Here is a 24060-nt window from a genome sequence, read left to right as displayed (position 1 = left end):
GGTAGAAAGGGGAAAGTTAGAAAGGGGAAAGTTAGAAAGGGGAAAGTTAGAAAGGGGAAAGTTAGAAAGAGTAAAGTTAGAAAGTAGCAACTCGCTAACTTTATCCCTGAAAGCTGACGGCTGATAGCTGACGGCTGATAGCTGATAGCTGACAGCTCTCTAGCTATTTATTCCTGAAAGTAAGTGCCCCAGCCGTCGTATTCAACATCTGTTTGCTGAGCAAGTGCTTCTAGCTTGTCTACATCTTCCATAATGGCTTCTACGTCAAGTTCACACTCAACAACCACGTCAAAACTCCACACTTTCTCGCCGTCTTCAAGCTCAAGTTCAGCAGGTTCTTCAACATCGTAACCTAGTTTAAAAGCGGCTAAAGCTGCTTGCTCTAGCTTTTCAAAATTTTCGCTAACAAAGTGGTGTTCCACTTCATAAAGTACTTCAGGATCTGAGCCATCTTCAAGTAATGAAGTAACGATGTCTTCAGTAATTTCGCGCCAATTTTCCATTATTTGTTTCTCACTTGAGCATCTAATTCAGTTATTTTAGCAGCCATAATCTGATGAACATGTGAAGCATGGTCACGAGCAGATACGTCTTTATCAAGATAAATCGGCGCTAACATTTCGAGGTAAATTGTACCATTATCCCAGCGATTTAGCTTAATAGTTTTGTGTGTTGTACTCATACAAACTGGCACGACTGGCACATCTGCACTCATTGCAGTGTGAAAAGCACCTGTTTTGAAGGGTAATAAACCACGGCCATAGCTTCGCGTGCCCTCAGGAAACATCCAAACCGATAGACCTTTTTGTTTTATTTTCTCAGCCGATTTAGAAATTGTGCCAGCCGCTTTTGAGCGGTTAGCACGGTCAATTAAGATATTTCCCGATAACCAATATAGTTGACCAAAAAATGGGATCCATTTAAGGCTTTTTTTACCTAGGCTTACACAGTTTTCTGGAACCATGGCAGGCAAAGTGAATAAGTCATAGTTATTTTGATGATTTGCTACATAGACAGCAGGGCCAATATTTTTAGGAGTCTCGTGATATTTAAGCTCAAGTTTTACACCTAAAATTTTAGCTACCTTGCAAAACCAACCAGAAATAATATGCACGTTATTAGTATGAAATGGCTTCACAATGCATAAAAGCAGCCCAAAAACACAGCTTAAAACAATAAATAACGCCATGAAAATTATGCGAAAAATAGCTAACAAACGAATTCTCCTCGTACTAATCAGCGCGCATTATAACGTGAAAAATGCTATTGCAATAGCTTTAAGCGCACATGTGTACGCTTAAATGTATTTGTGAGTTTTGCTAATAAAAAGGCCTGCAATTGCAGGCCTCTGGTTTTTACTCTGTTACTTCGCTTGGCGACTCATCACTATCATCAGTCTGAATCACTTCAACAACAGCTTCATCAACTCGCTGCAGACCACGTGGTAACTTATTACCTCGTCTACCGCGTTCACCATGATAATGCTCAAGATCAGACGGTTTGAGTGTCAGTTTTCGTTTCCCTGCATGCAGAGTTACGCTACTGCCCTCAGGCACCACAGCCAGTACTTTTACAAACTCTTCACGGGCTTGCACTTTCGCACTTGGGATAGAAATAATCTTATTGCCTTTACCTTTACTTAGCTTAGGTAAGTCGCGCAGTGGGAATAGCAACATTCGGCCTTCGTTAGAGATTGCCATACAGTAGTCAGTTGCTACATCAGTCACTCTAATTGGCGCGAGTAACTCACCCCCTTTAGGAACACTGACCAGCGCTTTACCGTTTTTGTTCTTACTCACCAGATCTTTAAAGTCGCTTATAAAGCCATAACCTGCATCTGAAGCCATTAACAACACTTGGTTGTCTTCTGCCATCACGACATGCTCAAAGTTAGCACCAGCGCTTAAGTTAAAGCGCCCTGTCATTGGTTCGCCTTGACTACGTGCTGAAGGTAAACTGTGGGCATCAGTAGCAAAAGCGCGACCACTTGAGTCTAAGAACACCGCAGGCTGATTACTCTTACCTCGCGCAGAGGCTTTATAACTGTCGCCTGACTTATAACTTAGCCCTTCAACATCTAAATCATGACCTTTACCGACACGTGCCCAGCCTTTTTCAGATAACACAACGGTCACTGACTCAGAAGGAATAAGATCTTTTTCGCTTAGTGCTTTTGCTTCTAAACGTTCAACAACAGGTGAGCGACGATCATCACCGTACATTTCAGCCGCTTCTTGGATTTCTTTTTTCATCAACGTCGACATACGACGCTCAGAACCCAAAATTTGCTCTAACTTATCACGTTCTAGAGCAAGCTCATCTTGCTCACCTTTAATCTTGAATTCTTCAAGTTTTGCTAAATGACGTAGTTTTAATTCTAAAATCGCTTCGGCTTGAATATCGGTAATACCAAAGCGCTCCATTAATACAGGCTTCGGTTTATCTTCAGTACGAATAATTTCAATGACTTCGTCAATATTTAAGAAAGCAGTTAATAAACCTTCTAAAATATGCAAGCGTGCTAACACTTTATCTAAGCGGTATTGTAAACGACGGCGAACTGTTTCACGGCGGAACGTTAACCACTCAGTTAAGATACTACGTAAGTCTTTAACTTGCGGACGACCATCGAGGCCAAGCATGTTTAAGTTTACGCGGTAGTTCTTTTCTAAGTCTGTCGTTGCAAATAGGTGCGCCATTAATGGCTCAGCCTTAATACGGTTAGAACGCGGAACAATTACGATACGAGTTGGGTTTTCGTGATCTGATTCGTCACGTAAATCAGCAACCATTGGCAGCTTTTTAGCATTCATTTGCGCAGCAATTTGCTCAAGTACTTTTGCACCTGAACACTGATGAGGCAGCGCTGTGATCACTATGTCACCTTGCTCTTCAGTGTAAATTGCACGCATCTTGATAGAGCCACGTCCGGTCTGATAAATCTTACGAATATCGTCTTTGGGTGTGATGATCTCAGCTTCTGTTGGGTAGTCAGGCGCATGCACTAACTCAAGCAACTCTTCGATTTCAGCTTTTGGTTTATCAAGAAGTAAGCAACAGGCACTGGCAACTTCACGCACATTATGCGGCGGAATATCGGTCGCCATACCTACCGCAATACCGGTCACACCATTGAGTAAGATATGTGGTAAACGCGCAGGTAACACCATTGGCTCATCGAGTGTGCCATCAAAGTTTGAGGTCCAGTCAACTGTGCCTTGGCCAAGCTCTTTTAATAAAACTTCAGAGAACTTAGATAAACGCGCTTCGGTATAACGCATCGCAGCAAATGACTTAGGATCATCCGCAGCACCCCAGTTACCTTGACCGTCCACCAGCGGGTAGCGGTAAGAAAACGGCTGCGCCATTAACACCATTGCTTCGTAACAGGCACTATCACCATGAGGGTGGTATTTACCCAGTACATCACCCACGGTACGCGCTGATTTTTTATATTTTGCTTGCGCCGATAACCCCAGTTCGCTCATTGCATAAATGATACGACGCTGTACAGGTTTTAGACCGTCACCTACATGAGGTAAGGCGCGATCCATGATGACGTACATTGAGTAGTTTAAGTAGGCGTCTTCGGTAAAACGCCCCATTGTTTGTTGTTCTATGCCTTGCATCAGCAAGGTATCTGTATCACTCATTAACGCTTACCTATTTTTTCTTAGCACTAACACGATAGATCACGTTAGCAAAGTCGTCTGAGATCAATAAGCTGCCATCTGCAAGCTCTGCAAATGCAACTGGGCGACCAAATGTTTCTTCGTTTTGCATGAAACCAGTGATGAATGGGGTGTATTTAGTAATACGACCTTGATCAACATTCGCTAGCATTACTTTATAACCTGACTTTTTACTACGGTTCCAAGAGCCATGCTCGGCAACAAATAATTGCTCTTTATACTTAGCAGGGAACTGCTTGCCGTTATAGAAATGGATACCCAGTGGTGCAACATGGGCACCTAATGCAAGGGCTGGCGATTTATAGTCAGCAATGCTTTTGCCTGCGCCAAATTCAGGATCTAAAATCGCACCGGCGTGAACATAAGGGAAACCATAATGCGCGCCCTCTTCGCCTTCACCAACACGGTTAATTTCGCAAGGAGGGATGTCATCACCCATCATGTCACGGCCGTTATCACTGAACCAAAATGCATTTGTTGTAGGATGATAGTCAAAACCAACTGAGTTACGTACACCTTTGGCGATCGTTTTAATTTCTTTGGTATCAACATTTAAAGAAAAGATACGACCGTATTTGTCGTCTTCAGCGCAAATGTTACATGGCACACCCACTGGCACAATTAATTCACCTGTTGGTGCAAAGCTAATGAACTTCCAGCCGTGATGACGATCTGTTGGGAACTTATCGTATACCACTTCGAATTTAGGATCTTTTAGATTTTTATCAATGTCTTTAAAACGAATAATACGTGACACTTCAGCCACATATAAATCACCATCTTTAACAGCCAAACCAGATGGCATTTCAAGACCTGTGGCAATCACAATCTTTTTATCTGCTACACCATCACTGTTGTGATCAATTAATGCATACACGTTTCCTGCTTTACGTGAACCCGCGTAAACAATGCCTTTTTTTGATACCGCAATTTGGCGTGCATTTTCAACATCATCAGCAAATAAGCTAATAGAAAAGCCATCAGCGACTGTCAGCTTATCAAGAATATCTTTTGCCATTACTGGCGCTGATAACAAGCTCAGCGATAGTAAGGAGGTCAGTAATTTTTTCATTTTTGTCTTGCCCTTTAATTCGTTGCTAGCAATTAGGTTACTACACCCTTTATTAAACTTCTGCGCGGTTACCGTGATCTTCTAACCATTGGCGACGGTCTGATGAACGCTTTTTCGCAAGAAGCATGTCCATCATCTCCATGGTTTGCTCTTCTTCATCCAAAGTAAGCTGTACTAAACGACGCGTATTAGGGTCCATGGTCGTTTCGCGCAGTTGTAATGGGTTCATTTCACCTAACCCTTTGAAGCGTTGCACGTTCACTTTGCCGCGTTTTTTCTCTGCTTCAATGCGCGCTAAAATACCGTTCTTTTCATCTTCATCAAGGGCGTAATACACCTCTTTTCCGATGTCGATACGAAATAGCGGTGGCATCGCCACATAGACGTGACCTTCTTTTACAAGCGCAGGGAAATGGCGAACAAACAGTGCACATAACAAGGTAGCAATGTGTAATCCATCCGAGTCAGCATCGGCCAAAATACAAATCTTGTTGTAGCGTAGACCAGATAAATCACTCGAGTCTGGGTCAATACCTAGAGCCACTGAAATATCATGCACCTCTTGCGATGCTAAAATCTGCCCTGACTCAACTTCCCACGTATTTAAAATCTTACCGCGCAGCGGCATGATTGCTTGGAATTCACGGTCGCGTGCTTGTTTTGCTGAACCACCCGCAGAGTCACCCTCTACTAAAAACAGTTCAGTGCGGTCATTATCTTGAGCGCTACAATCAGTTAATTTACCAGGTAACGCAGGGCCTGAGGTAATGCGCTTACGGACAACTTTTTTGGCAGCACGTAAGCGGCGCTGTGCATTTGAGATACATAGCTCAGCTAATAATTCAGCAGTCTCAGTGTGCTCGTTTAACCATAAGCTAAATGAGTCTTTCACCACACCAGATACAAACGCCGCGCAAGAACGAGATGATAATTTCTCTTTTGTTTGACCTGCAAACTGCGGATCTTGCATTTTTACCGACAACACATAGCTACAGCGCTCCCAAATATCATCAGGTGTTAGCTTTACACCACGCGGTAGTAGGTTTCTGAATTCACAGAATTCACGCATTGCTTCAAGTAAACCTTGGCGTAAACCATTAACGTGTGTACCACCTTGTGCAGTAGGGATTAAGTTTACATAGCTTTCTGCAATGGACTCACCGCCTTCAGGCAACCACACTACAGCCCAGTCAGCGCCCTCTGTTGAGCTTGAAAACTCACCAATAAATGGTTCTTTTGGTAGTATTTCAAAACCTTTAACCGCTTCTGTTAAATAGTCTTTTAAGCCAGTTTCGTAATACCATTCTTGGCTTTCTTTGGTTTGCTTGTTAGTAAACTTGATACGTAAGCCTGGGCATAATACCGCTTTGGCTTTTAATAAATGATTAAGCTTAGTAATCGAAAAATTAGCTGAGTCGAAATAGCTGGCATCAGGCCAAAAGCGCACGGTTGTACCTGTGTTACGTTTGCCCACAGAGCCAATGACGTTTAAGTCTTCAACCTTATCGCCGTTCTCAAAGGCCATGCGAAATTGCTGTGCATCACGGCGCACAGTAACTTCAACACGAGTCGATAGCGCATTTACAACCGAAATACCTACCCCGTGTAAGCCACCCGAGAATTGATAGTTTTTATTTGAGAATTTACCACCGGCGTGCAGCTTGGTAAAAATAAGTTCCACACCCGGAATACCTTCTTCAGGGTGAATATCAATCGGCATACCACGGCCGTCATCGATAACTTCAAGGGAATTATCTTCATGAAGAATGACATCTATTTTTGTTGCATGACCTGCCATTGCTTCATCGACACTGTTATCGATAACCTCTTGACCTAAGTGGTTAGGACGAACCGTGTCGGTGTACATACCTGGGCGGCGTTTTACGGGTTCTAACCCGTTTAAGACTTCAATTGCTTCGGCGTTATAATTTTGCTGACTCATAGTTTTTATATCTTTTATGCGCTTAGCTATGTTTTACGTGATTTTAAGAAAATCTACAATACTTGCAAAGGTTTGTTCGAAGCCGATAAAACTATGATCGCCTCCAAATTCAACGTGTTGCTTACACTGAGAATAATAGTTAACCGCCTGTTGAAAAGGCAGTACTTCATCGCCCGTTTGCTGTAACAAATAAAGCAATGAAGGAGTGTCTAATTGCGGCAAATATAAACTGCGCAATGCATCCATGTGACGATTATCAAGTTCGTAATGACTATCTTGATACGGGTTATAATTTGGCCCTAAATAGTTATCGAGTAACTCAAATGGCCGAACTGCAGGGTTTATTACCACCGCAGGTATCGAATAACGTTGCGACAAATAAGTCGCATAAAAACCGCCTAATGAACTTCCTAGTAATACAGTATCATCATTTAGCAGTTGTTCTAATTGTAAAATTGCATGTAATGGTTCATGAGTTAATCTTGGCACCTGATAATCGACATCAAATTGCGCCATGTGCTCACCAAAACGAACTGCTTTGTAAGATTGCTCAGAGCTATTAAAGCCATGAATATAAATTACTCGTTTAGCCATACTACATCCGTGCTTAACAGTAAGTTTTGTTGCTCATCAATTATTAAGTCGATGATTCGAAATGCGGGGCCTAAATCCTCTTGCTGCCACGCCATCGTGTGTTTGCTAAATTGGATTGAGCTGGCTGGTGTCGCATACACACTAAGGTCACGGTAGGTTTGCCTGTACTCATGATGCACATGACCGTGGAATACGCCAAGGCAATGCTCTGTATTGACGCACATATTTAAAAACTGCGGGCCATTTTCTAGCATATGTTTATCTAAATAGGCTTGAATAGGTAGCGGATTATGATGACAAAACACCACGCTAGGTACCTGCCCTACCGTTTGGCTTAATTCATCTAAATGCGTGTGTGTTACCCAACCTGCTGGCGTCGGGCCTTTTGAGTTTGCCAACAGCAACTGCCCACCTAAAAAGGTAATGCGTTTATTGTTTAAAATTTGCGGGCTTGTAAGCTTTTCATATTCGGCAAGTTCATCATGATTGCCTGGCAGCCAAAACACCGGACAACTGAGCGCTGAGTTATCAATTAATTTAGCAAAAAGCTGGTAAGACTCAGTGCTGTGATCTTGTGTTAAATCACCACCAAACACCACACAATCCACATTTAGCTTAGCAATAGCTTGTAAGCAACGCGCAAAATACGCTGCCGTATTCACGCTAAAGTATTCACCCGTTGTGTCTTTTGATAAATGGCAGTCTGTGATGTGGGCAACTTTCAATGCTGTTTTATCAAAATGGTAGGCGTAACTAAACCAAGCCATTATTTACATCCCAATTTAAAACTGCACGGCCGTTTTCAACACAGGCCACCAGCCAGTCATATAAAAAGGCGTTAAGCTGATATTTTTCATCTTTTTGATGCATATTCGGATTGGGGTAAGCATAGGAAGGCTTGATGCGCTGATGAAAATCATGATGCACAATTTCAGCGACTTTCGCATCATGATACATGCGCACAGTTAAATACAATGGCTTAACCGAAGGTAAATTACCCGTCTCTTGGCTGATAGAAATATCTGTGGTGTATTTTGCTGTATCGTCAACTTTAACCGTAAAAGTACTGTGACCTAATTGCACTTTACGCTCCTGACCGACGCGGCGTTCATGAGGTAAGAGCTTAAGCGCACGCACGTAATTATGCTCACACAAAGTTAAGTACTTAGGTAAGCTTTGAATATAACGCTGCTGGGCACTGACGTACGACAAAATAATCCCCTATGAGTTTTTCCAATCAGACAGTATACGTTGCTTATTCAGTGCTAACCACTGTAATGAGATAACTGTCGCTGCATTGTCTATTTCACCCTGTTCTAAGCGCAGCATAGCTTCATCGTATGGCATTACATGGGTTTTGATATCTTCATCTTCATTATCTAAGCCAAAAATACCGCCTTGATACCCTGCTAAGTCAGTACGTGCTAAATATAAATACAAACGCTCAGTGGTGCCGCCGGGGCTTGAAAGATATGACATCATAAATTCCAGCTCATCAAGCTCAATACCCGCTTCTTCAAATGCTTCGCGCTTAGCAACCTCTTCGTAATCAGTGCTGCCATCTGCCATACCAGCAATACACTCAAGTAACCAAGGTGACTGCTTTGATGCGAGCGCCCCGATTCTAATTTGTTCGATTAACAAAACTTGGTCAGTCGCAGGGTCATAAGGAAGTACAGCAACAGCATGGCCGCGCTCTAAAATTTCGCGTTTAACTTCAACCGATTTACCACCTGCAAACAACGCATGATGAAAGCGATAGGTGTTAATTTTAAAGAAACCATCATAAACACGCTCAATTGGCTTTAACTCTATGTCATCATGGCTAAATTGTGAGATTGCTGATATTTTCATTCACTATTTCCTTCACGTTTTAAGTAAATGTTACGGCCAATTATATTCTGTTACACTTGGACATGCAGATTTACGTAATTTTTTTTTGGTTATTCATTAAAAAAGAGTACCATGGTCACAGTACAAAATTGTCTAAGGACTGAACGAACAATGAAAAAAACACTACTCGCTGCGCTGATTGGGTTTTCAAGCGCACTGACTGCAACAGCAAGTTACGCTGAAGACTTACTACAAGTTTACGAGATTGCGACAGCAAACGATCCTACCGTACTTAAAGCAAAAGCCCAAGCAGATGCGCAAGCCTTTGAGAGCGATCGCGCGTTAAGTGCACTATTACCACAAATTGGTTTAAGCCTTGGTTACCAATCAACCAAATCAGATCTTTATGACGGTACTGATGCAACGGGTTATACCGGTTATGACTATGACCCTGATGAATTCAGCCGTGGTATTAGCTTAAATCAAACACTGTTTGATTTAGGTGCATGGAATTCACTGGGTATTGCAGATAAACAAGCATTACAAGCAAATGCACAATATGATTATGCTCGCCAAGACCTAATTGTTCGTGTTGCTGATGGTTACTTCAACGTACTCAGTGCAATCGATAACCTTGAGTTTGTTCAAGCTGAAAAACGCGCTATCGAGCGTCAATTACAACAAACTAAAGAGCGTTATGCGGTAGGTTTAACTGCAATCACTGACGTACATGAAGCGCAAGCGCAGTACGATAACTCAGTAGCACAAGAAATCGTTGCTAAGAACAGCGTTGAAACAGCCCGTGAGCAACTTCGTGAAATCACAGGCAAATACCACGCAAAACTAGACATGTTGAATACAGATACGTTTTCAACGGTTGCACCTAACAAACAATCAACTGACTACATTGAAATTGCAAAAGACAACAACTTAAACCTGCAAGTTTCAAAAGTAACGGTTGATATTGCTAAAGATCAAATCGACTTAGCAAAAGCTGGCCACTATCCGAAGTTAACGTTAAGCGCTTCATACGGTGACAGCCTTACTGATCTAAACAGCAACTCACATCAGCCACGTGAAGACAGTGCGAGTATTGGTGTTAACTTCAGCCTACCTATCTACTCAGGTGGCGCGACTACAGCAGCGACTGATCAAGCTCGCGCATACTATGTTGCGGCAAGTGAAGATTTAGAAGCAAGCTTACGTGCAGTAACTCGCTCAGTGATCACATCGTATAACCAAGTGGTATCTGACATCGCGACTTATAAAGCGCTGCAACAAGCTGTTGTTTCTGCTGAAAGTGCACTTAAAGCAACTGAAGCTGGCTTTGAAGTTGGTACACGTACTATCGTTGACGTATTGATCAGCACGCAAAACCTTTACAATGCAAAAAGTAACTTAGCAAACGTTCGCTACCGCTATGTTGTTTCAACATTACGCTTGAAACAAGCTGCTGGTACGCTTACTAGCGAAGACCTTGTTGCAATTAACCAAGGTTTAAAAGAAATCTAAGTATTTCTTCTATATAGTCCTTACTCGAAAGCCAGCCTCGTGCTGGCTTTTTTGTATTTTTAAGGACATACAGTTAAACTAGCTTTTTTATTTTTAGAGATTTTTTTGTGGTTAGTTCATCTCCTTTTAAAGCGTCTTTTTTAGGCCCTCGTTACTGGTTAACTTGGATTGGCGTGTTCTTTTTATACCTTATCTCTTGGTTACCACATAAATTACAACTTGCACTTGGAAAACTGCTGGGCCGTTTAGTACATCGCTTTATGAAGCGCCGCCGTCATATTGCAGAGGTCAACATTCGCTTATGTTTTCCTGATATGCCTGAACATGAACAGCGCGAATTAGTTCGTAAAAATATGGAAAACACCGGTATTGCAATGATGGAAACCGGCATGGCTTGGTGGTGGCCAAATTGGCGTATCAATAAAGTATTTGGTTCTGTTAAAGGCTTGGAGCACTTTGAAAAAGCTCAGCAATCAGGTAAAGGCGTGCTGTTACTTGTGCCACACTTTTTACACTTAGAAATGGCGAGCCGTATTATGGGTGTAAAACACCAAGGCATTGGCTTTTATCGTCCTCATAACAACCCTTTGATGGAATATTTCACGACTAACGGTCGCCTTCGTTCAAACGAATATTTAATTGGCAAAAAGGATGTCAAAGGCTTATTGCAAGCACTTAAAAATAAAAAGGTTTGTTATTACCTGCCAGATCAAGATTACGGTCGTAACCGCTGTGAATTTGCCCCTTTTTATGCGGTAAAAGAAGCAGCCACAACAACGGGAACGCTGTTGTTTTCAAGTAGCCGTAACTGTGAAACGGTGAGCCTAACCAGTCGTCGTGATGAAGAGGGCCGCTACCACTTAGAAGTGTTACCTGCTCTTGAAAACTTCCCAAGTGGCGATGACCTTGCTGACGTGACCCGAGTAAATCAACGCATGGAACAAGCCATCGATTTAGCACCTGAGCAATATATGTGGCTTCACCGTCGCTTTAAAACTCGCCCTGACAAGAACGCACCTTCTTATTACAAGTAGAGTGACATTTTGCTGTTTATATGGTTTTATTAAGCTAATTAACAACAAGAGTATTAGAAATGTGGTTTTGGGTTAAGCATTTATCATTAGCTTTTATTTTGATTGCTGCTGCTATTTACTTTTTATTTGGTAGTGGTCCTGTATTGGACATGAAAGATACCAAAAATGCTGCAGCACAAGGTTTATCGCGCTTTTATGCAGCGCTACGTAACCAAGTGAATGACAAAAATAATGAGCGCGATAAATACGTTCTAAAATTGCCTACGCCTGAAACCAGCTTAGATGTCGCGCTTTTTGAACGCGAAAAAGTCGTCGAGCCTTCATCACCAAACTGGACTGGTGACATACAACCTCGCCGCTTTGAAAATGGCAATACTTTAAAAGATGTACTGTCTGACTATGCCCGTCACGAAGACATCGTGTTGTACTGGTATTTAAGCAAAGACTATGTTGTAAAAGATCATTTTCGCGTTGATAGTAACTTTGTTTCAACACTTTACCAAGTTGGTCGCGCCATCAACGATGATTTCGAAAATGAGGTTTACACCTATTTTTGCTTTAAGCAAAGAGCAGCGGTTATCACCGAGCTGCCCTCTGCTTATGTGCGCGAAAACTGCCGTCGCTTAAAAAGCTAGCTAATATCTAAAACACCTCTTGCCACGCCAGACTTACTAAGTCGATGTGCTGAGTTAACTCAGCACGTGGCGCACAACGTCCCTGCTGATTCAAACTCATTACGTGATAACGTGAACGATAGGCAATATACGCAGCCACTAACTCTTGCTGCATTTGCACAGTAATACAGCCTAAACGGGCAGCATCAGCTAAAATGCGCACATTATCAGACCATGTCGTTAGCTCAGGGTACTGCACTGCATTGTTCAACACCAAATATTGAGTGATAAATTCAATATCTGTGATACCACCTCTATCTTGTTTTAAATCAAACAGCTCATCATCACCTTTAGCAAGGTGTGCACGCATTTTTTCTCGCATTTCAACGACATCGGTTTTCAACTTTTCGTTATCGCGAGCTTGGCATAAAACGTCTTTGCGAATTTGAGCAAAGCGCTCACTCAACGAGTCTTGTCCGTAAATCATGCGCGAGCGAACCAAGGCTTGATGCTCCCAGGTCCATGCTTGAGTTTGCTGATAGTGGTAGTAACTTTCTAAATTAATAGCCAATAAGCCCGACGCCCCTTCAGGACGCAAGCGAGTATCAAGCTCATACAAAATACCTGACGCAGTACGGGTATTGAATAAGTGCATTAAACGCTGCGCAAGCTTTAAATAAAACTGCCTAGAATCAATCGACTTATCACCATCGGTATAACTACTGCCATCGTGGTTATGCACAAATACCAGATCAAGATCTGAATCATAACCTACTTCAAAGCCACCCGTTTTCCCGTAAGCAATAACCGCAAAGCCCTTTTCTTGCTCTGTCGTATTGGCAGGTTGACCAAAGCGCTCAACACACGCATGCCATGCAATATTGACCGCTTGCTCTACAATAGCCTCAGCAAGTGCAGTGAGGTGATCGCTTACCTTCATCACACTCAACACACCGGTTGCATCGGCTGCGGCAATGCGTAACTGATGCGTTTGTTTAAACTGACGAAGTGCTTCCATTTGCAGCTCTAAATCGCCATGTTCGATACGCAAGAAATACTGCCTGATTTCATCTTTGTAAGCGGATAAAGGTGTCGGTTTATAGAGCACCTGCGGATCAATCAGCTCATCAAGTAAAATTGGGTAACGAGAGATATGCTCGCCTATCCATTTACTATGACAACAAAGTGCAACCAGTTGATTTAAGGCCCCAGGATTTTCGTATAACAGCTCTAGGTAGGCGGTACGTGAAATGATTTTATTCAACACTTGGCAAATCATCGTAAAGGCATCACTGCTCGCTTTCGTCACGGTTAACTGTTTAAGTAAAAGTGGCATTAATTTATCGAGGATATCACGACCGCGGCTGCCAATTTTCGCTTTTGTTAGACGCGCTTTAAAGTCTTCAAGCGCCACTTGCCAATCAAGGTTAGGTTCACACATCAGGCTCACATCAGTCATTTCCCAAGCGCTAATGTACTCACTTTCACACGGATCCGCCGTTTCACTTTCAAAGCCAATCACTTGCTCGAATTCACCATGCACTTGCGCCATGGTCTGCTCAATACTTGTTAAACACTGTTTAAAGTCATCTTTGTTAAGCAAATAACATAAGCGTTGTTGGTTTAACTCATCATCAGGTAGGGTTTGCGTTTGTTTATCTGCAAAAATTTGTAAGTATTGCTCTATTTTACGAAGGTCTAAATAGTTCTGTGTTAATAAATCGGCCTCTTTACTCGACATCACTTGATTATTAACCAGCTCTTTTAAAGCAATTAGCAGTGACTGAGTTTGCAAGTTAGCTTCACGGCCGCCTCGAACCATTTGTAGCGCTTGCACCACAAACTCTACTTCTCGAATGCCACCTGCCCCTAATTTAATATTGTTTGTGAGGCGTTTTCGGCGTACCTCTTGGGCGATCATTTGCTTCATCTTACGTAGCGATTCAATCACCGAAAAATCAATATAACGTCGGTAAACAAACGGGCGTAGCAATTCATAAAACTCCTTCCAGTAAGGGTTTTCAGTGCCAATTAAGCGCCCTTTGAGCATCGCATAACGTTCCCATTCACGCCCTTGCTCTTGGTAATAATCTTCCATTGCATGAAAACTCATTACCAAGGGTCCGCTTTCACCAAACGGGCGCAAACGCATATCAACGCGAAATACTTGGCCATTCACTGTGGTTTGGTTAAGCGCCATTATGAGCTTTTGCGCCACTTTGGTATAAAACACTTGGGCTTCAACTGAGCGACGACCGCCTTGCGTTGCAACATCGCGAGGATAAGAAAAAATTAAATCAATGTCTGATGAGTAATTGAGCTCTCCCCCACCAAGTTTACCCATCCCTAGCACTAACATGGCAATTGCATTGCCTTCATTATCAAGTGGCATACCACTGACTTTTGCGACCTGCGCAAACGCCCACTGGTTTGCACTATCAATGAGCTGGCTTGCGAGGGCAGAGATATAAGCAATGCTATCGGCAATTGGGTTTGCACAACACAAGTCAAGGTAAGCCACTTTCAACCAATACTTTTCTCGATACAAGCGCAACTTTGCCATTGCGGCACTATCGTCCAGCTCGTTAATCTCAGTACTGTTTAGAGGCAGTTCAACAGTCCGATTAGCAAGTTCATTGTCATCAAGTAGCCAGTCTTTTAAGTCAGGTTGAGATTGTAAGCAATTCCACGCAAAGTCACTTAAAGACAACAAGTTAATAATTTTATGTTGTTCAGCTTGCCCCTCATACAAGCTCGCAAAGCGGGTTTGCCCTAATTGATAAAGGGACTCGGGAAGCGCGTGTAAATTACTCATTAAATACTCTCTTTTAACTTGCCAATAACCGTACTAGAATGATTATCAAAGAATTATTTAGCAGGGACCTGCATGTCATATTTATCATTATCTAACACTAGTTTAGTCGCGATTGCTATTAGTTTCGCTGTAATTTGCGTCACCATAGTGCTGCTACGTATTCTAACGCAAATTAAAGCAAAACAAGCGCTTAAAGAAGAGCTTGCGCAACATGATAATTTTGCCATGGGGATCAGCTTTGCTAGCGAAATCCTGGTGGTCATTACCACCATCGCCTATATTTTTGATGAAATCAGCTTAAGCGCCGCACAGTCTAATCCACTCAAAGTTCTTTTACTCATTGTACTTTTGTTTACCTTTATCAAGGTCGGTCACTTAATTCACCGTAAATGGATTTTGCATCGCTTTAACGAAGAAGCAGCCATACTCAAGCAAAATGTGTGTGCCGCTTTGGTCGATTCAGGTATGTTAATCGCGAACTGCATAATATCTTTAGGTCTTTATAACTGGTGTCATACCCAAGGCTACAGTAGCTTACTTATCGCCACAGTGAGCTTCTTTGTACTGCAAGGAATGTTTGCTCTTGATAGTAAAATTCGTGAGTATCGTTTTGCAAAAGCCAACCAAGGCGCATCACTGCAAAGTAATTTTAATCTCGAAAATACTTCTATTGGGATTCGCTATGCAGGTAAGTCTATTGGCCTAGCACTTGCGGGCTACGCTGGTCTTGCCAGTGCATCATTTATTAGTGGTAAGATGGTAGAAAATTTATTCACTCTCGTATCTCATTGCGGGGCGATGTGGGTATTGTTGTATGTTTTGAGCTACATTATTAAATATATCTCGCTACCTAATATAGACACATCCTTAGAAGTAGATCACCAAGATAACATTGGTATAGCTTGTATTGAGTTTGCCGTTTTCGGTGCAATAGGCTATTTACTAATAAGTATGTTTTCAATTTGATACGGAAGTATTTGAATCGTGAGGCATTATGCCCTTTAAAGTTAATAATTATTTATTAGTTGATATAGATGATGAGTTTAGCCGCGCATTTGCTCAGCACTACTTTACAAATGCCGAAAATTCGACTCTAGTAGTGGCTGGCGCTAATAGCCGCCACATGGTTAAACTCATGTTCGATCAACTCGTTAAAGATTATTGCTATTGCGATTTTAGTAACGAAATTAGCGTTTCAGAGCTCGCCAGTTATCTACACGAACATCATGATATTCAAGGTGTGCTGATCAATCAGACCGACTATCAACTGGCGAATGATGCACAAAAGTTTATTTATAATTCGCTGCATAAAATACGTTACTTAGTGCAACAAGATGGGCATAGCTTTAGTTTTATTCCCTGCCCTGATCCTGCTCATATTAATCACCTTTCGTGTCAATCTGAGATTGCTGAAACCACCGCTCATGCTTTAACTGCTAAAGACGAATTTAAATAACAAATAAATAATTGCACCTAAGCCGCTGTATACTTACCATATTGCTAAAATTATTGAAAAGTGACAGCCATGCGAGTTCCTCATATTTACCAACCTTCAGCGATTTCTTTAAACACCCCGATAGCACTTGATGATGATGCCGCAGGTCATGTGGGCCGTGTGTTGCGTATGCAAGTCGGTGATAAAGTTTCCATTTTTAATGGTGAAGGAGGTGAATACCTCAGTGAAATTATTGAAGTAAGCAAAAAAAATGTGCTGGTTGAGCCACAAGAGTTTATTGATCATGATGTGGAATCACCGTTAAAAATTCACTTAGGACAAGGTATATCACGCGGCGATAAAATGGATTTTACAATTCAGAAGTCAGTCGAGCTTGGTATCACTGAAATCACACCTATTTTTAGTCAGCGCTGTGGTGTCAAACTAAGCGGTGATCGATTACAGAAAAAACACCAACAATGGCAAAAAATTGCGATTGCAGCTGCAGAGCAATCAGGCCGTAACTTTGTGCCTGTTGTGCACCCGCCTATCGATATAAAAGAGTGGCTAGAGCAAGCAAGTGATGCGATTAAGCTTACTCTGCATCCACGTGCTGAGCACAGCATTAAAACGATTCAAGTACCCAGCGAAGGCGTGCGCTTTTTAGTTGGTCCTGAAGGTGGCTTTACCGATGAAGAAATTGACATTGCTAAACAGCAACACTTTGTTGATATTCGCTTAGGACCACGTGTTCTGCGAACAGAAACAGCCGCTCTAACAGTATTAAGTGCATTGCAATTGCAGTTTGGCGATTTAGCGAATTGAAAACCGTAAAAACACCCATATATCAAAGTAACAAAACACAGTATGGCATACGACTCTAAGGCAAAAACATGGCAATTAAGTTAGGCATAATCTCTGATCCAATTAGTGGCTTTAATATTAAAAAAGACACTGGTTTTGCAATGATGATGGAAGCACAAAAACGCGGCTACGAAATTTACTACATGGAAATGGATGACCTGTCTCTGCGTCAAGGTCAAAGCTATGCAACAGCTGCCAAAGCCCGTGTATTTGATGATGTAAATCACTGGTATGAATTAGAAGAAAAAGCCACCATTGCTTTAGCTGATTTAGACGTTATTTTAATGCGTAAAGATCCGCCTTTCGATACTGAGTATATCTACGCAACCTACATTTTAGAGCGAGCTGAGCAAGCAGGCACACTGGTAATCAATAAGCCACAGAGCTTACGTGATGCGAACGAAAAACTATTCACCGCTTGGTTTAGTGAACATACACCCGATACTTTGGTAACGCGCAGCCAAGCAGACATTCGTGCATTTTTAGCTGAGCATAAAGATATTATCTTAAAGCCGCTTGATGGTATGGGTGGAGCATCAATTTTCCGCATTAAAGAAGACGACGCAAATATCGGTGTGATCTGCGAAACATTAACCGAGCATGGTAGCCGCTTTGCGATGGCACAAAATTATATTCCTGAAATCAAACAAGGCGATAAACGCGTACTTGTGGTTGATGGTGAAGTAATGCCATATTGCCTAGCGCGTATCCCACAAAATGGCGAAACACGCGGTAACTTAGCAGCAGGTGGTCGTGGTGAAGCACGCCCAATTAGCGATTCAGACCGTAAAATTGCAGAGGCTGTTGCACCAACCCTTAAAGAAAAAGGCCTGATTTTTGTTGGCCTAGATATCATTGGTGACCGCTTAACTGAAATCAATGTGACTGCACCAACCTGCGTAAAAGAAATTGAAGCGGCATACGACATTTCAATCACTGGCCACTTATTTGATGCCATTGAAAGAAAACTGAGCCATACTTAATTTAAACAGTAAAAGGGGCGACCTATGCAGTCATTAGAGAATCATTTCTTAATCGCAATGCCGAGCATGCAAGACCCTTTTTTTAAACGTGCAGTCACTTATATTTGTGAGCACAATCAAGATGGTGCGATGGGCTTGGTGATCAACCAGCCTATCAACATCACTGTGGGCGAGCTACTCGATAAAATCGAAATTGATAACGACAAAAGCAAGCAAGCCGCGGGCTTTGCTGTGTATGCCGGCGGACCTGTAAAAACCGATCGTGGGTTTGTATTGCATTCGCCTAAGCCAGGTTATGCGTCAAGCCAAAAACTCAGCAGTGACATCATGATCACGACCTCAAAAGATGTGTTAGCAAGCCTAACCACTAATGAGGCGCCAGATCAGTTTATTATCACACTGGGCTATGCAGGTTGGGATCAAGGTCAATTAGAGCAAGAACTGTTAGAGAATTCGTGGTTAATTATTAAAGCAGACCCTGAGATCATCTTTAACACTCCCGTTGAAAAACGCTGGGAAAAAGCAGTCTCTATGCTGGGCTTTGATGTTAGCCAATTAAGCTCTGAAGCAGGCCACGCCTAACTTTATATATTTTTAAGACTATGACAAAACGTACTTTTAAGCCGCTCGGTGAACGCACCGTTATGGGCTTTGACTTTGGCACCAAAAGCATTGGTATTGCCATTGGTCAAGAACTCACAGGAACGGCTTCAAGCTTACACGCAGTGAAAGCGAAAGATGGTATTCCTGATTGGCAGCTGATTAAAAAGCAAGTTGACGAGTGGCAACCAGATTTAATGGTGGTTGGCTTACCGCTCAATATGGATGGCACCAATCAAGAAGTCACTTTCAAAGCCAAAAAATTCGCTAATCGCTTACACAATCACTTTGGTATCCCGGTTGAAACACAAGATGAGCGTTTGACGACTGCTGATGCCAAAGCTCGTTTATTCGAACAAGGTGGTTATCGAAACCTTGGCAAAGGTAACGTTGATAACATGTCTGCAGTAATCATTTTAGAAAGTTTCTTTGAGCAGTTTTATGGTGACTAACGGGCTTTGTTAATCACAGTATTGCTGTTTAAATCTGGAATAAAGCCTGCCTCTCGGTAGGCTTTTTCAATTGCGCCTGTTTTACGTAGTTGCGAAAGCCCCTTTTGAATTGCAGCAAAAGCCGCTTTGCCATCGGGGTGACTCTTCGAAATAATAAAATGACGGCTATCATTGAGCTGGAGTACAAGGTTTGGCACTGCAACCAGTTCAATATTTTCTAAACTATAACGGTTATTGAGACTCGGCATCAGGGGCATCATCATAAAATCAACCCACTGCATCGATACAGTGCGGACTTGCCCAAGCCACTCATCTTCTCTGAGCAGCTCTTTTAGTGGCAGAGCCGATAACGTTTGCCAATCAGTTTGCCAGCGTGGCGTTGATACCGCAGTTAATTGTTTAAAGTCAGCAAGCTGTTTTACTTTAAGCACTTTTTTATTGTTCGGCGAAGTAAATATGCCCGCAAAATACTCACCATTTCTAATGACTGGATCTGAGATATACACTGACTCTGCAAGCTGCTTTGCATCAACAGACCAAACACTATCGAAGCTTAATAGTAATTGGCCATCCTCTAACAACTTGGTATTACGGTAATTAACATTCCCTTTGTGGTAGCGAAATGGCTTAGTAAAACCACCTAAACTCAACGCTTGTTGAGCGATGATCATATCAACGACGTCGCGGCGAATGTAAGCACCACTAAAGTCTTTAACTTCAATGGGCTTACGACCATTCAAAAAGCGACTGTAATCGTCATAAACATCATCGCGAATAAAAATAACCACGCTTTTATTGTCATTACCGTATACGTGAAACGTACTCAATAATAAAAATAACCAGCCGATTAAATTTACTCGCAGCAGCATTTATATATCACTCTTACCATCAAGGCCATCGATAGTCACACCTTGTAAGAAACCAGCACCACTTTGTTCATTGTTTTGCAGCTTAATCATTAGGCGTAAGTCATTTGGCGAGTCAGCATGGTGCAGCGCATCAGCGTAGTTAATACGACGCTGTTTATAAAGCTCAAATAACGCTTGGTCAAAGGTCTGCATGCCCATTTCTTTCGATTTAGCCATGGTTTCTTTGATAGAGCCGATATCGCCACGCTTGATGAGCTCTGCCACCATCGGTGAATTTAGTAGAATTTCGATAGCAGCGACACGCCCTTCCCCATCAGCAGTTGGCACCAACTGCTGCGCAACAATGGCGCGAAGGTTCAGTGCAAGGTCGTACTTTAACTTATCGTGCTTTTCTTTAGGTACTAAGTGCATGATACGGTCAATAGCTTGGTTGGCATTATTTGCATGCAGTGTTGCCACACACAAGTGACCGGTTTCAGCAAAGCTAAGTGCGTATTCCATGGTCTCTTGTGAACGGATCTCACCAATTAAGATCACATCAGGTGCTTGACGCAGTGAACTTTTCAGGGCTGATTCAAAGCTTTCTGTATCTAAACCAACCTCGCGTTGAGTGATGATACTTTTACGATGTTCGTGGACAAACTCGATAGGATCTTCAATGGTAAGAATATGACCACGTTGATTGCGATTACGATAACCCAAAAGCGCTGCTAATGACGTAGATTTACCTGTGCCTGTACCACCCACAAACAGCACTAAACCACGTTTTGCCATGATCACATCGGTTAATGTTGATGGCAAACCAAGTTCATTCACATCAGGAATTTGCGTAACGATACGGCGAATAACCATACCCGCTCTATCACGTTGCCAAAAGGCTGAAACACGGAAACGGCCTTCATCGGTTGCAATCGCAAAGTTACATTCTTTAGTGTCATGAAACTCTTTGCGCTGTTTATCGTTCATTGCAGACTCAACTAAAGCGAGTGAATCTTCATCAGAGAGTTTTTCATCACTTAAAGGCAACAGTTCGCCGTTTACTTTTGCACTGACAGGAAGCTGGCTAGAAACAAACAAGTCAGAGCCTTTTTTGTCGATCATGACTTGTAAAAAATGATTTAAAGGTAAAGACATTTTAAATAGCTCCGTTAACCACCAAACTGGGTTTTATCTTGCGCTTTAGCTCGTGCATCATTGGTTGTAATAATGCCGTAGTTAACTAAGTTTGCTAAGCATTGATCCATGGTCTGCATACCATGCGATGCACCGGTTTGAATTGATGAATACATTTGTGCAATTTTATCTTCACGGATCAGATTTCGGATAGCCGGCACACCAATCATAATTTCGTGTGCTGCAACTCGCCCACCGCCCACTTTTTTAAGTAAGGTTTGCGAGATTACAGCGCGTAATGATTCAGATAACATTGAACGTACCATGTCTTTTTCTTCACCTGGGAAAACGTCAATAATACGGTCAATGGTTTTTGGTGCTGATGTGGTATGCAAGGTACCAAACACTAAGTGACCTGTTTCTGCTGCAGTCATCGCAAGACGGATTGTTTCAAGGTCACGAAGCTCACCTACTAAGATAACATCAGGGTCTTCACGAAGAGCGCTTCGAAGTGCATTGGAGAAGCTGTGCGTGTCACGATGAACTTCACGTTGGTTAATAAGGCTGAGCTTATTATCGTGCACGAATTCGATTGGATCTTCGATAGTTAAAATATGGTGATGTTTGGTTTGATTAATATAATCAACCATCGCCGCTAAGGTGGTTGATTTACCCGAACCCGTAGGGCCTGTAACCAACACTAAACCACGTGGGTTGTCGGCAATGGTTTTAAAAATATCTGGGGCACCTAAATCATCCAGTGTTAATACATCGCTTGGGATAGTACGAAACACCGCAGCCGGGCCACGGTTTGAGTTAAATGCATTAACACGGAAACGCGCAAGGTTTGGTACTTCAAATGAAAAATCCACTTCAAGATTTTGTTCGTAGTCCTTACGCTGATTATCGTTCATAATATCGTATACCAGACTATTTACATCTTTTTGTTCTAATGCTGGAATATTAATACGACGCACATCACCATCAACACGTATCATAGGTGATACGCCCGATGACAAGTGTAAATCCGAGGCTTTGTGTTGCACACTAAAGGCCAATAATTCGGTAATATCCATTTATGACTCCACAACCAACTGATAATTATATGGTTACAATAGCAGAACGACTTACATCCGCCTACGCAAGAATTGCTCAAGCTGCAAAAAATAATCATCGCGATGAGCAATCAATCAGCCTATTGGCTGTTTCAAAAACAAAACCTGCAGACGATGTGATTGCCGCCTATACGCATGGTCAACGCCAGTTTGGCGAATCATACGTTCAAGAAGCAGTCACAAAGGTCACAGCATTGGCTGATTACACAGACATTATTTGGCACTTTATTGGCCCTATTCAATCAAATAAAAGTGCACAAGTAGCCACACATTTCGATTGGGTACAAAGTGTTGACCGCACTAAAATTGCAAAACGTCTTAATGAGCAACGACCAGCCGACAAAGCCCCGCTCAATGTATTAATTCAAGTTAATATTAGTTTAGAAGAGGCGAAGTCAGGCTGCCACCCAGACGAGCTAATGGCATTGGCCGAATTCGTCAATCAATGCCCTAATTTGTGCCTGCGTGGTGTGATGGCGATTCCTGCCAAAACCGACGATGCCCAGCTACAATTACAATATTTTGAGCAATTAAGCGCTTGCTTTGATAAACTAAAGGCCCAATATCCCCAAGTAGACACCTTGTCGATGGGTATGAGTAACGATGTTGAAGCGGCGATTGCAGCAGGTTCAACCATGGTACGCATTGGCACGGATATATTTGGCCAACGAAATTAAAAGGTGATAACAGACATATGTCAGACAAAAAAATCGCATTTATAGGCACGGGTAACATGAGCTACGCCATCATTGGCGGCATGGTAAAGAACGGTTTTGCAGCTAAAAACATCATTGCAACCAATCGCAACCAAGACAAATTAGCTAAGGTTGCTGCTGATTTCGGGGTGCAAACTACCGCGGATAACAACGCGGCACTTCGCGATGCAGATGTGATTGTCTTATCTGTTAAACCACAAATGATGGGCGAGCTTTGTCAATCATTCCAAGATTCTGGCGTTGATTTTAGCAACAAACTATTTATTTCAGTGGCTGCCGGTCTTACCGTTAAACGATTACGTGAAATGCTAGGCCAAGATGTAAAAATGGTACGTTGCATGCCAAATACCCCTTCACTACTCGGTCGCGGTGTTTCTGGCCTTTATGGCGCGGGTGAAACCGCTGAAGAACACGAGTTTGTGCAACAAGTTTTTGAGTGTACAGGCATTGTTGTGTGGGTTGAGCAAGAGTCACAAATCAACGATATCATTGCTGTAACAGGCTCATCACCTGCTTACTTCTTCTTATTTATGGAAGCTATTGAAGAAAAAGCCAAAGCACTTGGTTTTAGCGATGAAGATGCACGCCGTTTAGTACAACAAACCGCACTGGGTGCAGCCGAAATGGCGCTGTCGCAACAAGACATCAGTATTTCTCAGCTACGTGCAAACGTAACCTCTAAAGGGGGTACAACTCACGAAGCGGTAGAACATCTGAAATCACAAGGTTTAGTCGGTACTGTTGCAGATGCAATGGATGCCTGTATTGCTCGCGCTGAAGCGATGGAAAAAGAACTTTAAGCTTA

At 42.4% G+C, this 24060-nt stretch carries 24 protein-coding genes; 11 read left to right on the top strand and 13 right to left on the bottom strand.

Going from position 1 to position 24060, the window contains the following annotated elements; translation table 11 throughout:
• Positions 1–167: 167 nt before the first annotated feature.
• The 9 genes from rraB to CWC28_RS14875 all read right to left on the bottom strand — a co-directional run bounded on the left by rraB (position 168) and on the right by CWC28_RS14875 (position 9154).
• On the bottom strand, positions 168–503 hold the full coding sequence (gene rraB, locus CWC28_RS14915) for a ribonuclease E inhibitor RraB (RefSeq protein WP_054552644.1): 336 nt from the start codon (positions 501–503) through the stop codon (positions 168–170).
• On the bottom strand, positions 503–1189 hold the full coding sequence (locus tag CWC28_RS14910) for a 1-acylglycerol-3-phosphate O-acyltransferase (protein ID WP_082422959.1): 687 nt from the start codon (positions 1187–1189) through the stop codon (positions 503–505). The genes rraB and CWC28_RS14910 overlap by 1 nt, the downstream gene beginning before the upstream one ends.
• Before the next feature lie 166 nt (positions 1190–1355).
• Positions 1356–3653, bottom strand: coding sequence for a DNA topoisomerase IV subunit A (gene parC, locus CWC28_RS14905; protein WP_063702130.1), 2298 nt, complete (start codon positions 3651–3653; stop codon positions 1356–1358).
• Positions 3654–3663: 10 nt separating this feature from the next.
• The gene (locus CWC28_RS14900) at positions 3664–4764 is read right to left on the bottom strand and encodes a PQQ-dependent sugar dehydrogenase (RefSeq protein WP_063702128.1); all 1101 of its coding nucleotides are present in this window, start codon (positions 4762–4764) and stop codon (positions 3664–3666) included.
• Positions 4765–4816: 52 nt separating this feature from the next.
• Positions 4817–6706: a DNA topoisomerase IV subunit B gene (gene parE, locus CWC28_RS14895; protein ID WP_063702126.1), complete on the bottom strand. Its 1890-nt coding sequence runs from the start codon at positions 6704–6706 to the stop codon at positions 4817–4819.
• A gap of 33 nt (positions 6707–6739) precedes the next feature.
• A complete protein-coding gene (locus tag CWC28_RS14890; RefSeq protein WP_063702124.1) occupies positions 6740–7300 on the bottom strand; it encodes a YqiA/YcfP family alpha/beta fold hydrolase in 561 nt (186 codons plus the stop codon).
• The gene (locus CWC28_RS14885; RefSeq protein ID WP_063702122.1) at positions 7285–8067 is read right to left on the bottom strand and encodes a metallophosphoesterase; all 783 of its coding nucleotides are present in this window, start codon (positions 8065–8067) and stop codon (positions 7285–7287) included. Before CWC28_RS14885 ends, CWC28_RS14890 begins: the two co-directional genes overlap by 16 nt.
• The gene (locus CWC28_RS14880) at positions 8054–8512 is read right to left on the bottom strand and encodes a DUF1249 domain-containing protein (RefSeq protein ID WP_063702119.1); all 459 of its coding nucleotides are present in this window, start codon (positions 8510–8512) and stop codon (positions 8054–8056) included. Before CWC28_RS14880 ends, CWC28_RS14885 begins: the two co-directional genes overlap by 14 nt.
• 9 nt (positions 8513–8521) lie before the next feature.
• Positions 8522–9154 carry an NUDIX domain-containing protein gene (locus CWC28_RS14875; RefSeq protein WP_138625349.1) on the bottom strand — a complete coding sequence of 211 codons (633 nt, stop codon included), beginning with the start codon at positions 9152–9154 and terminating at the stop codon, positions 8522–8524.
• 150 nt (positions 9155–9304) lie between these two features.
• Between CWC28_RS14875 and tolC the strand changes: the two genes are divergently transcribed.
• The 3 genes from tolC to CWC28_RS14860 all read left to right on the top strand — a co-directional run bounded on the left by tolC (position 9305) and on the right by CWC28_RS14860 (position 12314).
• Positions 9305–10645 (top strand): outer membrane channel protein TolC, encoded by a 1341-nt coding sequence (gene tolC / locus CWC28_RS14870; protein WP_063702115.1) that lies wholly within the window; start codon positions 9305–9307, stop codon positions 10643–10645.
• A gap of 107 nt (positions 10646–10752) precedes the next feature.
• Positions 10753–11679, top strand: coding sequence for an LpxL/LpxP family Kdo(2)-lipid IV(A) lauroyl/palmitoleoyl acyltransferase (gene lpxL / locus CWC28_RS14865; RefSeq protein WP_138625348.1), 927 nt, complete (start codon positions 10753–10755; stop codon positions 11677–11679).
• Between the two features lie 59 nt (positions 11680–11738).
• A complete protein-coding gene (locus tag CWC28_RS14860) occupies positions 11739–12314 on the top strand; it encodes a TcpQ domain-containing protein (protein WP_063702111.1) in 576 nt (191 codons plus the stop codon).
• Positions 12315–12321: 7 nt separating this feature from the next.
• On the opposite strand, the gene glnE is transcribed toward CWC28_RS14860, so the two are convergent.
• Positions 12322–15108 (bottom strand): bifunctional [glutamate--ammonia ligase]-adenylyl-L-tyrosine phosphorylase/[glutamate--ammonia-ligase] adenylyltransferase, encoded by a 2787-nt coding sequence (gene glnE / locus CWC28_RS14855; RefSeq protein ID WP_063702108.1) that lies wholly within the window; start codon positions 15106–15108, stop codon positions 12322–12324.
• Between the two features lie 72 nt (positions 15109–15180).
• On the opposite strand from glnE, the gene CWC28_RS14850 reads away from it, so the two are divergent.
• The 6 genes from CWC28_RS14850 to ruvX all read left to right on the top strand — a co-directional run bounded on the left by CWC28_RS14850 (position 15181) and on the right by ruvX (position 19442).
• The gene (locus CWC28_RS14850; RefSeq protein ID WP_063702105.1) at positions 15181–16074 is read left to right on the top strand and encodes a DUF350 domain-containing protein; all 894 of its coding nucleotides are present in this window, start codon (positions 15181–15183) and stop codon (positions 16072–16074) included.
• A gap of 28 nt (positions 16075–16102) precedes the next feature.
• Complete coding sequence (locus tag CWC28_RS14845; protein ID WP_063702102.1) at positions 16103–16564, top strand: hypothetical protein; 462 nt, start codon at positions 16103–16105, stop codon at positions 16562–16564.
• A gap of 69 nt (positions 16565–16633) precedes the next feature.
• Complete coding sequence (gene rsmE, locus CWC28_RS14840; protein ID WP_063702100.1) at positions 16634–17368, top strand: 16S rRNA (uracil(1498)-N(3))-methyltransferase; 735 nt, start codon at positions 16634–16636, stop codon at positions 17366–17368.
• Positions 17369–17436: 68 nt separating this feature from the next.
• A complete protein-coding gene (gene gshB, locus CWC28_RS14835) occupies positions 17437–18390 on the top strand; it encodes a glutathione synthase (RefSeq protein ID WP_063702098.1) in 954 nt (317 codons plus the stop codon).
• A 24-nt stretch (positions 18391–18414) separates the two neighbouring features.
• Entirely contained in the window at positions 18415–18972 is a 558-nt protein-coding gene (locus CWC28_RS14830) for a YqgE/AlgH family protein (RefSeq protein ID WP_063702096.1), read from the top strand.
• A gap of 20 nt (positions 18973–18992) precedes the next feature.
• Entirely contained in the window at positions 18993–19442 is a 450-nt protein-coding gene (gene ruvX, locus CWC28_RS14825) for a Holliday junction resolvase RuvX (RefSeq protein ID WP_063702093.1), read from the top strand.
• On the opposite strand, the gene CWC28_RS14820 is transcribed toward ruvX, so the two are convergent.
• Genes CWC28_RS14820 through CWC28_RS14810 form a run of 3 tightly spaced genes read right to left on the bottom strand, consistent with a single transcriptional unit; the run spans position 19439 to position 22500 of the window.
• Positions 19439–20311 carry a hypothetical protein gene (locus tag CWC28_RS14820; RefSeq protein ID WP_240494356.1) on the bottom strand — a complete coding sequence of 291 codons (873 nt, stop codon included), beginning with the start codon at positions 20309–20311 and terminating at the stop codon, positions 19439–19441. The genes ruvX and CWC28_RS14820 overlap by 4 nt on opposite strands.
• A complete protein-coding gene (locus tag CWC28_RS14815; RefSeq protein ID WP_063702090.1) occupies positions 20312–21445 on the bottom strand; it encodes a PilT/PilU family type 4a pilus ATPase in 1134 nt (377 codons plus the stop codon). It abuts the gene before it with no gap.
• 14 nt (positions 21446–21459) lie between these two features.
• Positions 21460–22500 (bottom strand): type IV pilus twitching motility protein PilT, encoded by a 1041-nt coding sequence (locus CWC28_RS14810; RefSeq protein ID WP_063702088.1) that lies wholly within the window; start codon positions 22498–22500, stop codon positions 21460–21462.
• Positions 22501–22502: 2 nt separating this feature from the next.
• On the opposite strand from CWC28_RS14810, the gene CWC28_RS14805 reads away from it, so the two are divergent.
• Positions 22503–23216, top strand: coding sequence for a YggS family pyridoxal phosphate-dependent enzyme (locus tag CWC28_RS14805; RefSeq protein ID WP_063702086.1), 714 nt, complete (start codon positions 22503–22505; stop codon positions 23214–23216).
• Positions 23217–23233: 17 nt separating this feature from the next.
• Positions 23234–24055 (top strand): pyrroline-5-carboxylate reductase, encoded by an 822-nt coding sequence (gene proC / locus CWC28_RS14800; RefSeq protein WP_063702084.1) that lies wholly within the window; start codon positions 23234–23236, stop codon positions 24053–24055.
• Positions 24056–24060: the final 5 nt, after the last annotated feature.

Origin of the sequence: Pseudoalteromonas sp. S4492 (genome assembly GCF_005886115.1) — a bacterium.
Classification (GTDB): Bacteria; Pseudomonadota; Gammaproteobacteria; order Enterobacterales; family Alteromonadaceae; genus Pseudoalteromonas; species Pseudoalteromonas gelatinilytica.
Note: the sequence above shows the minus strand (reverse complement) of the source record. Positions and strands in the feature narration are given on the sequence as shown.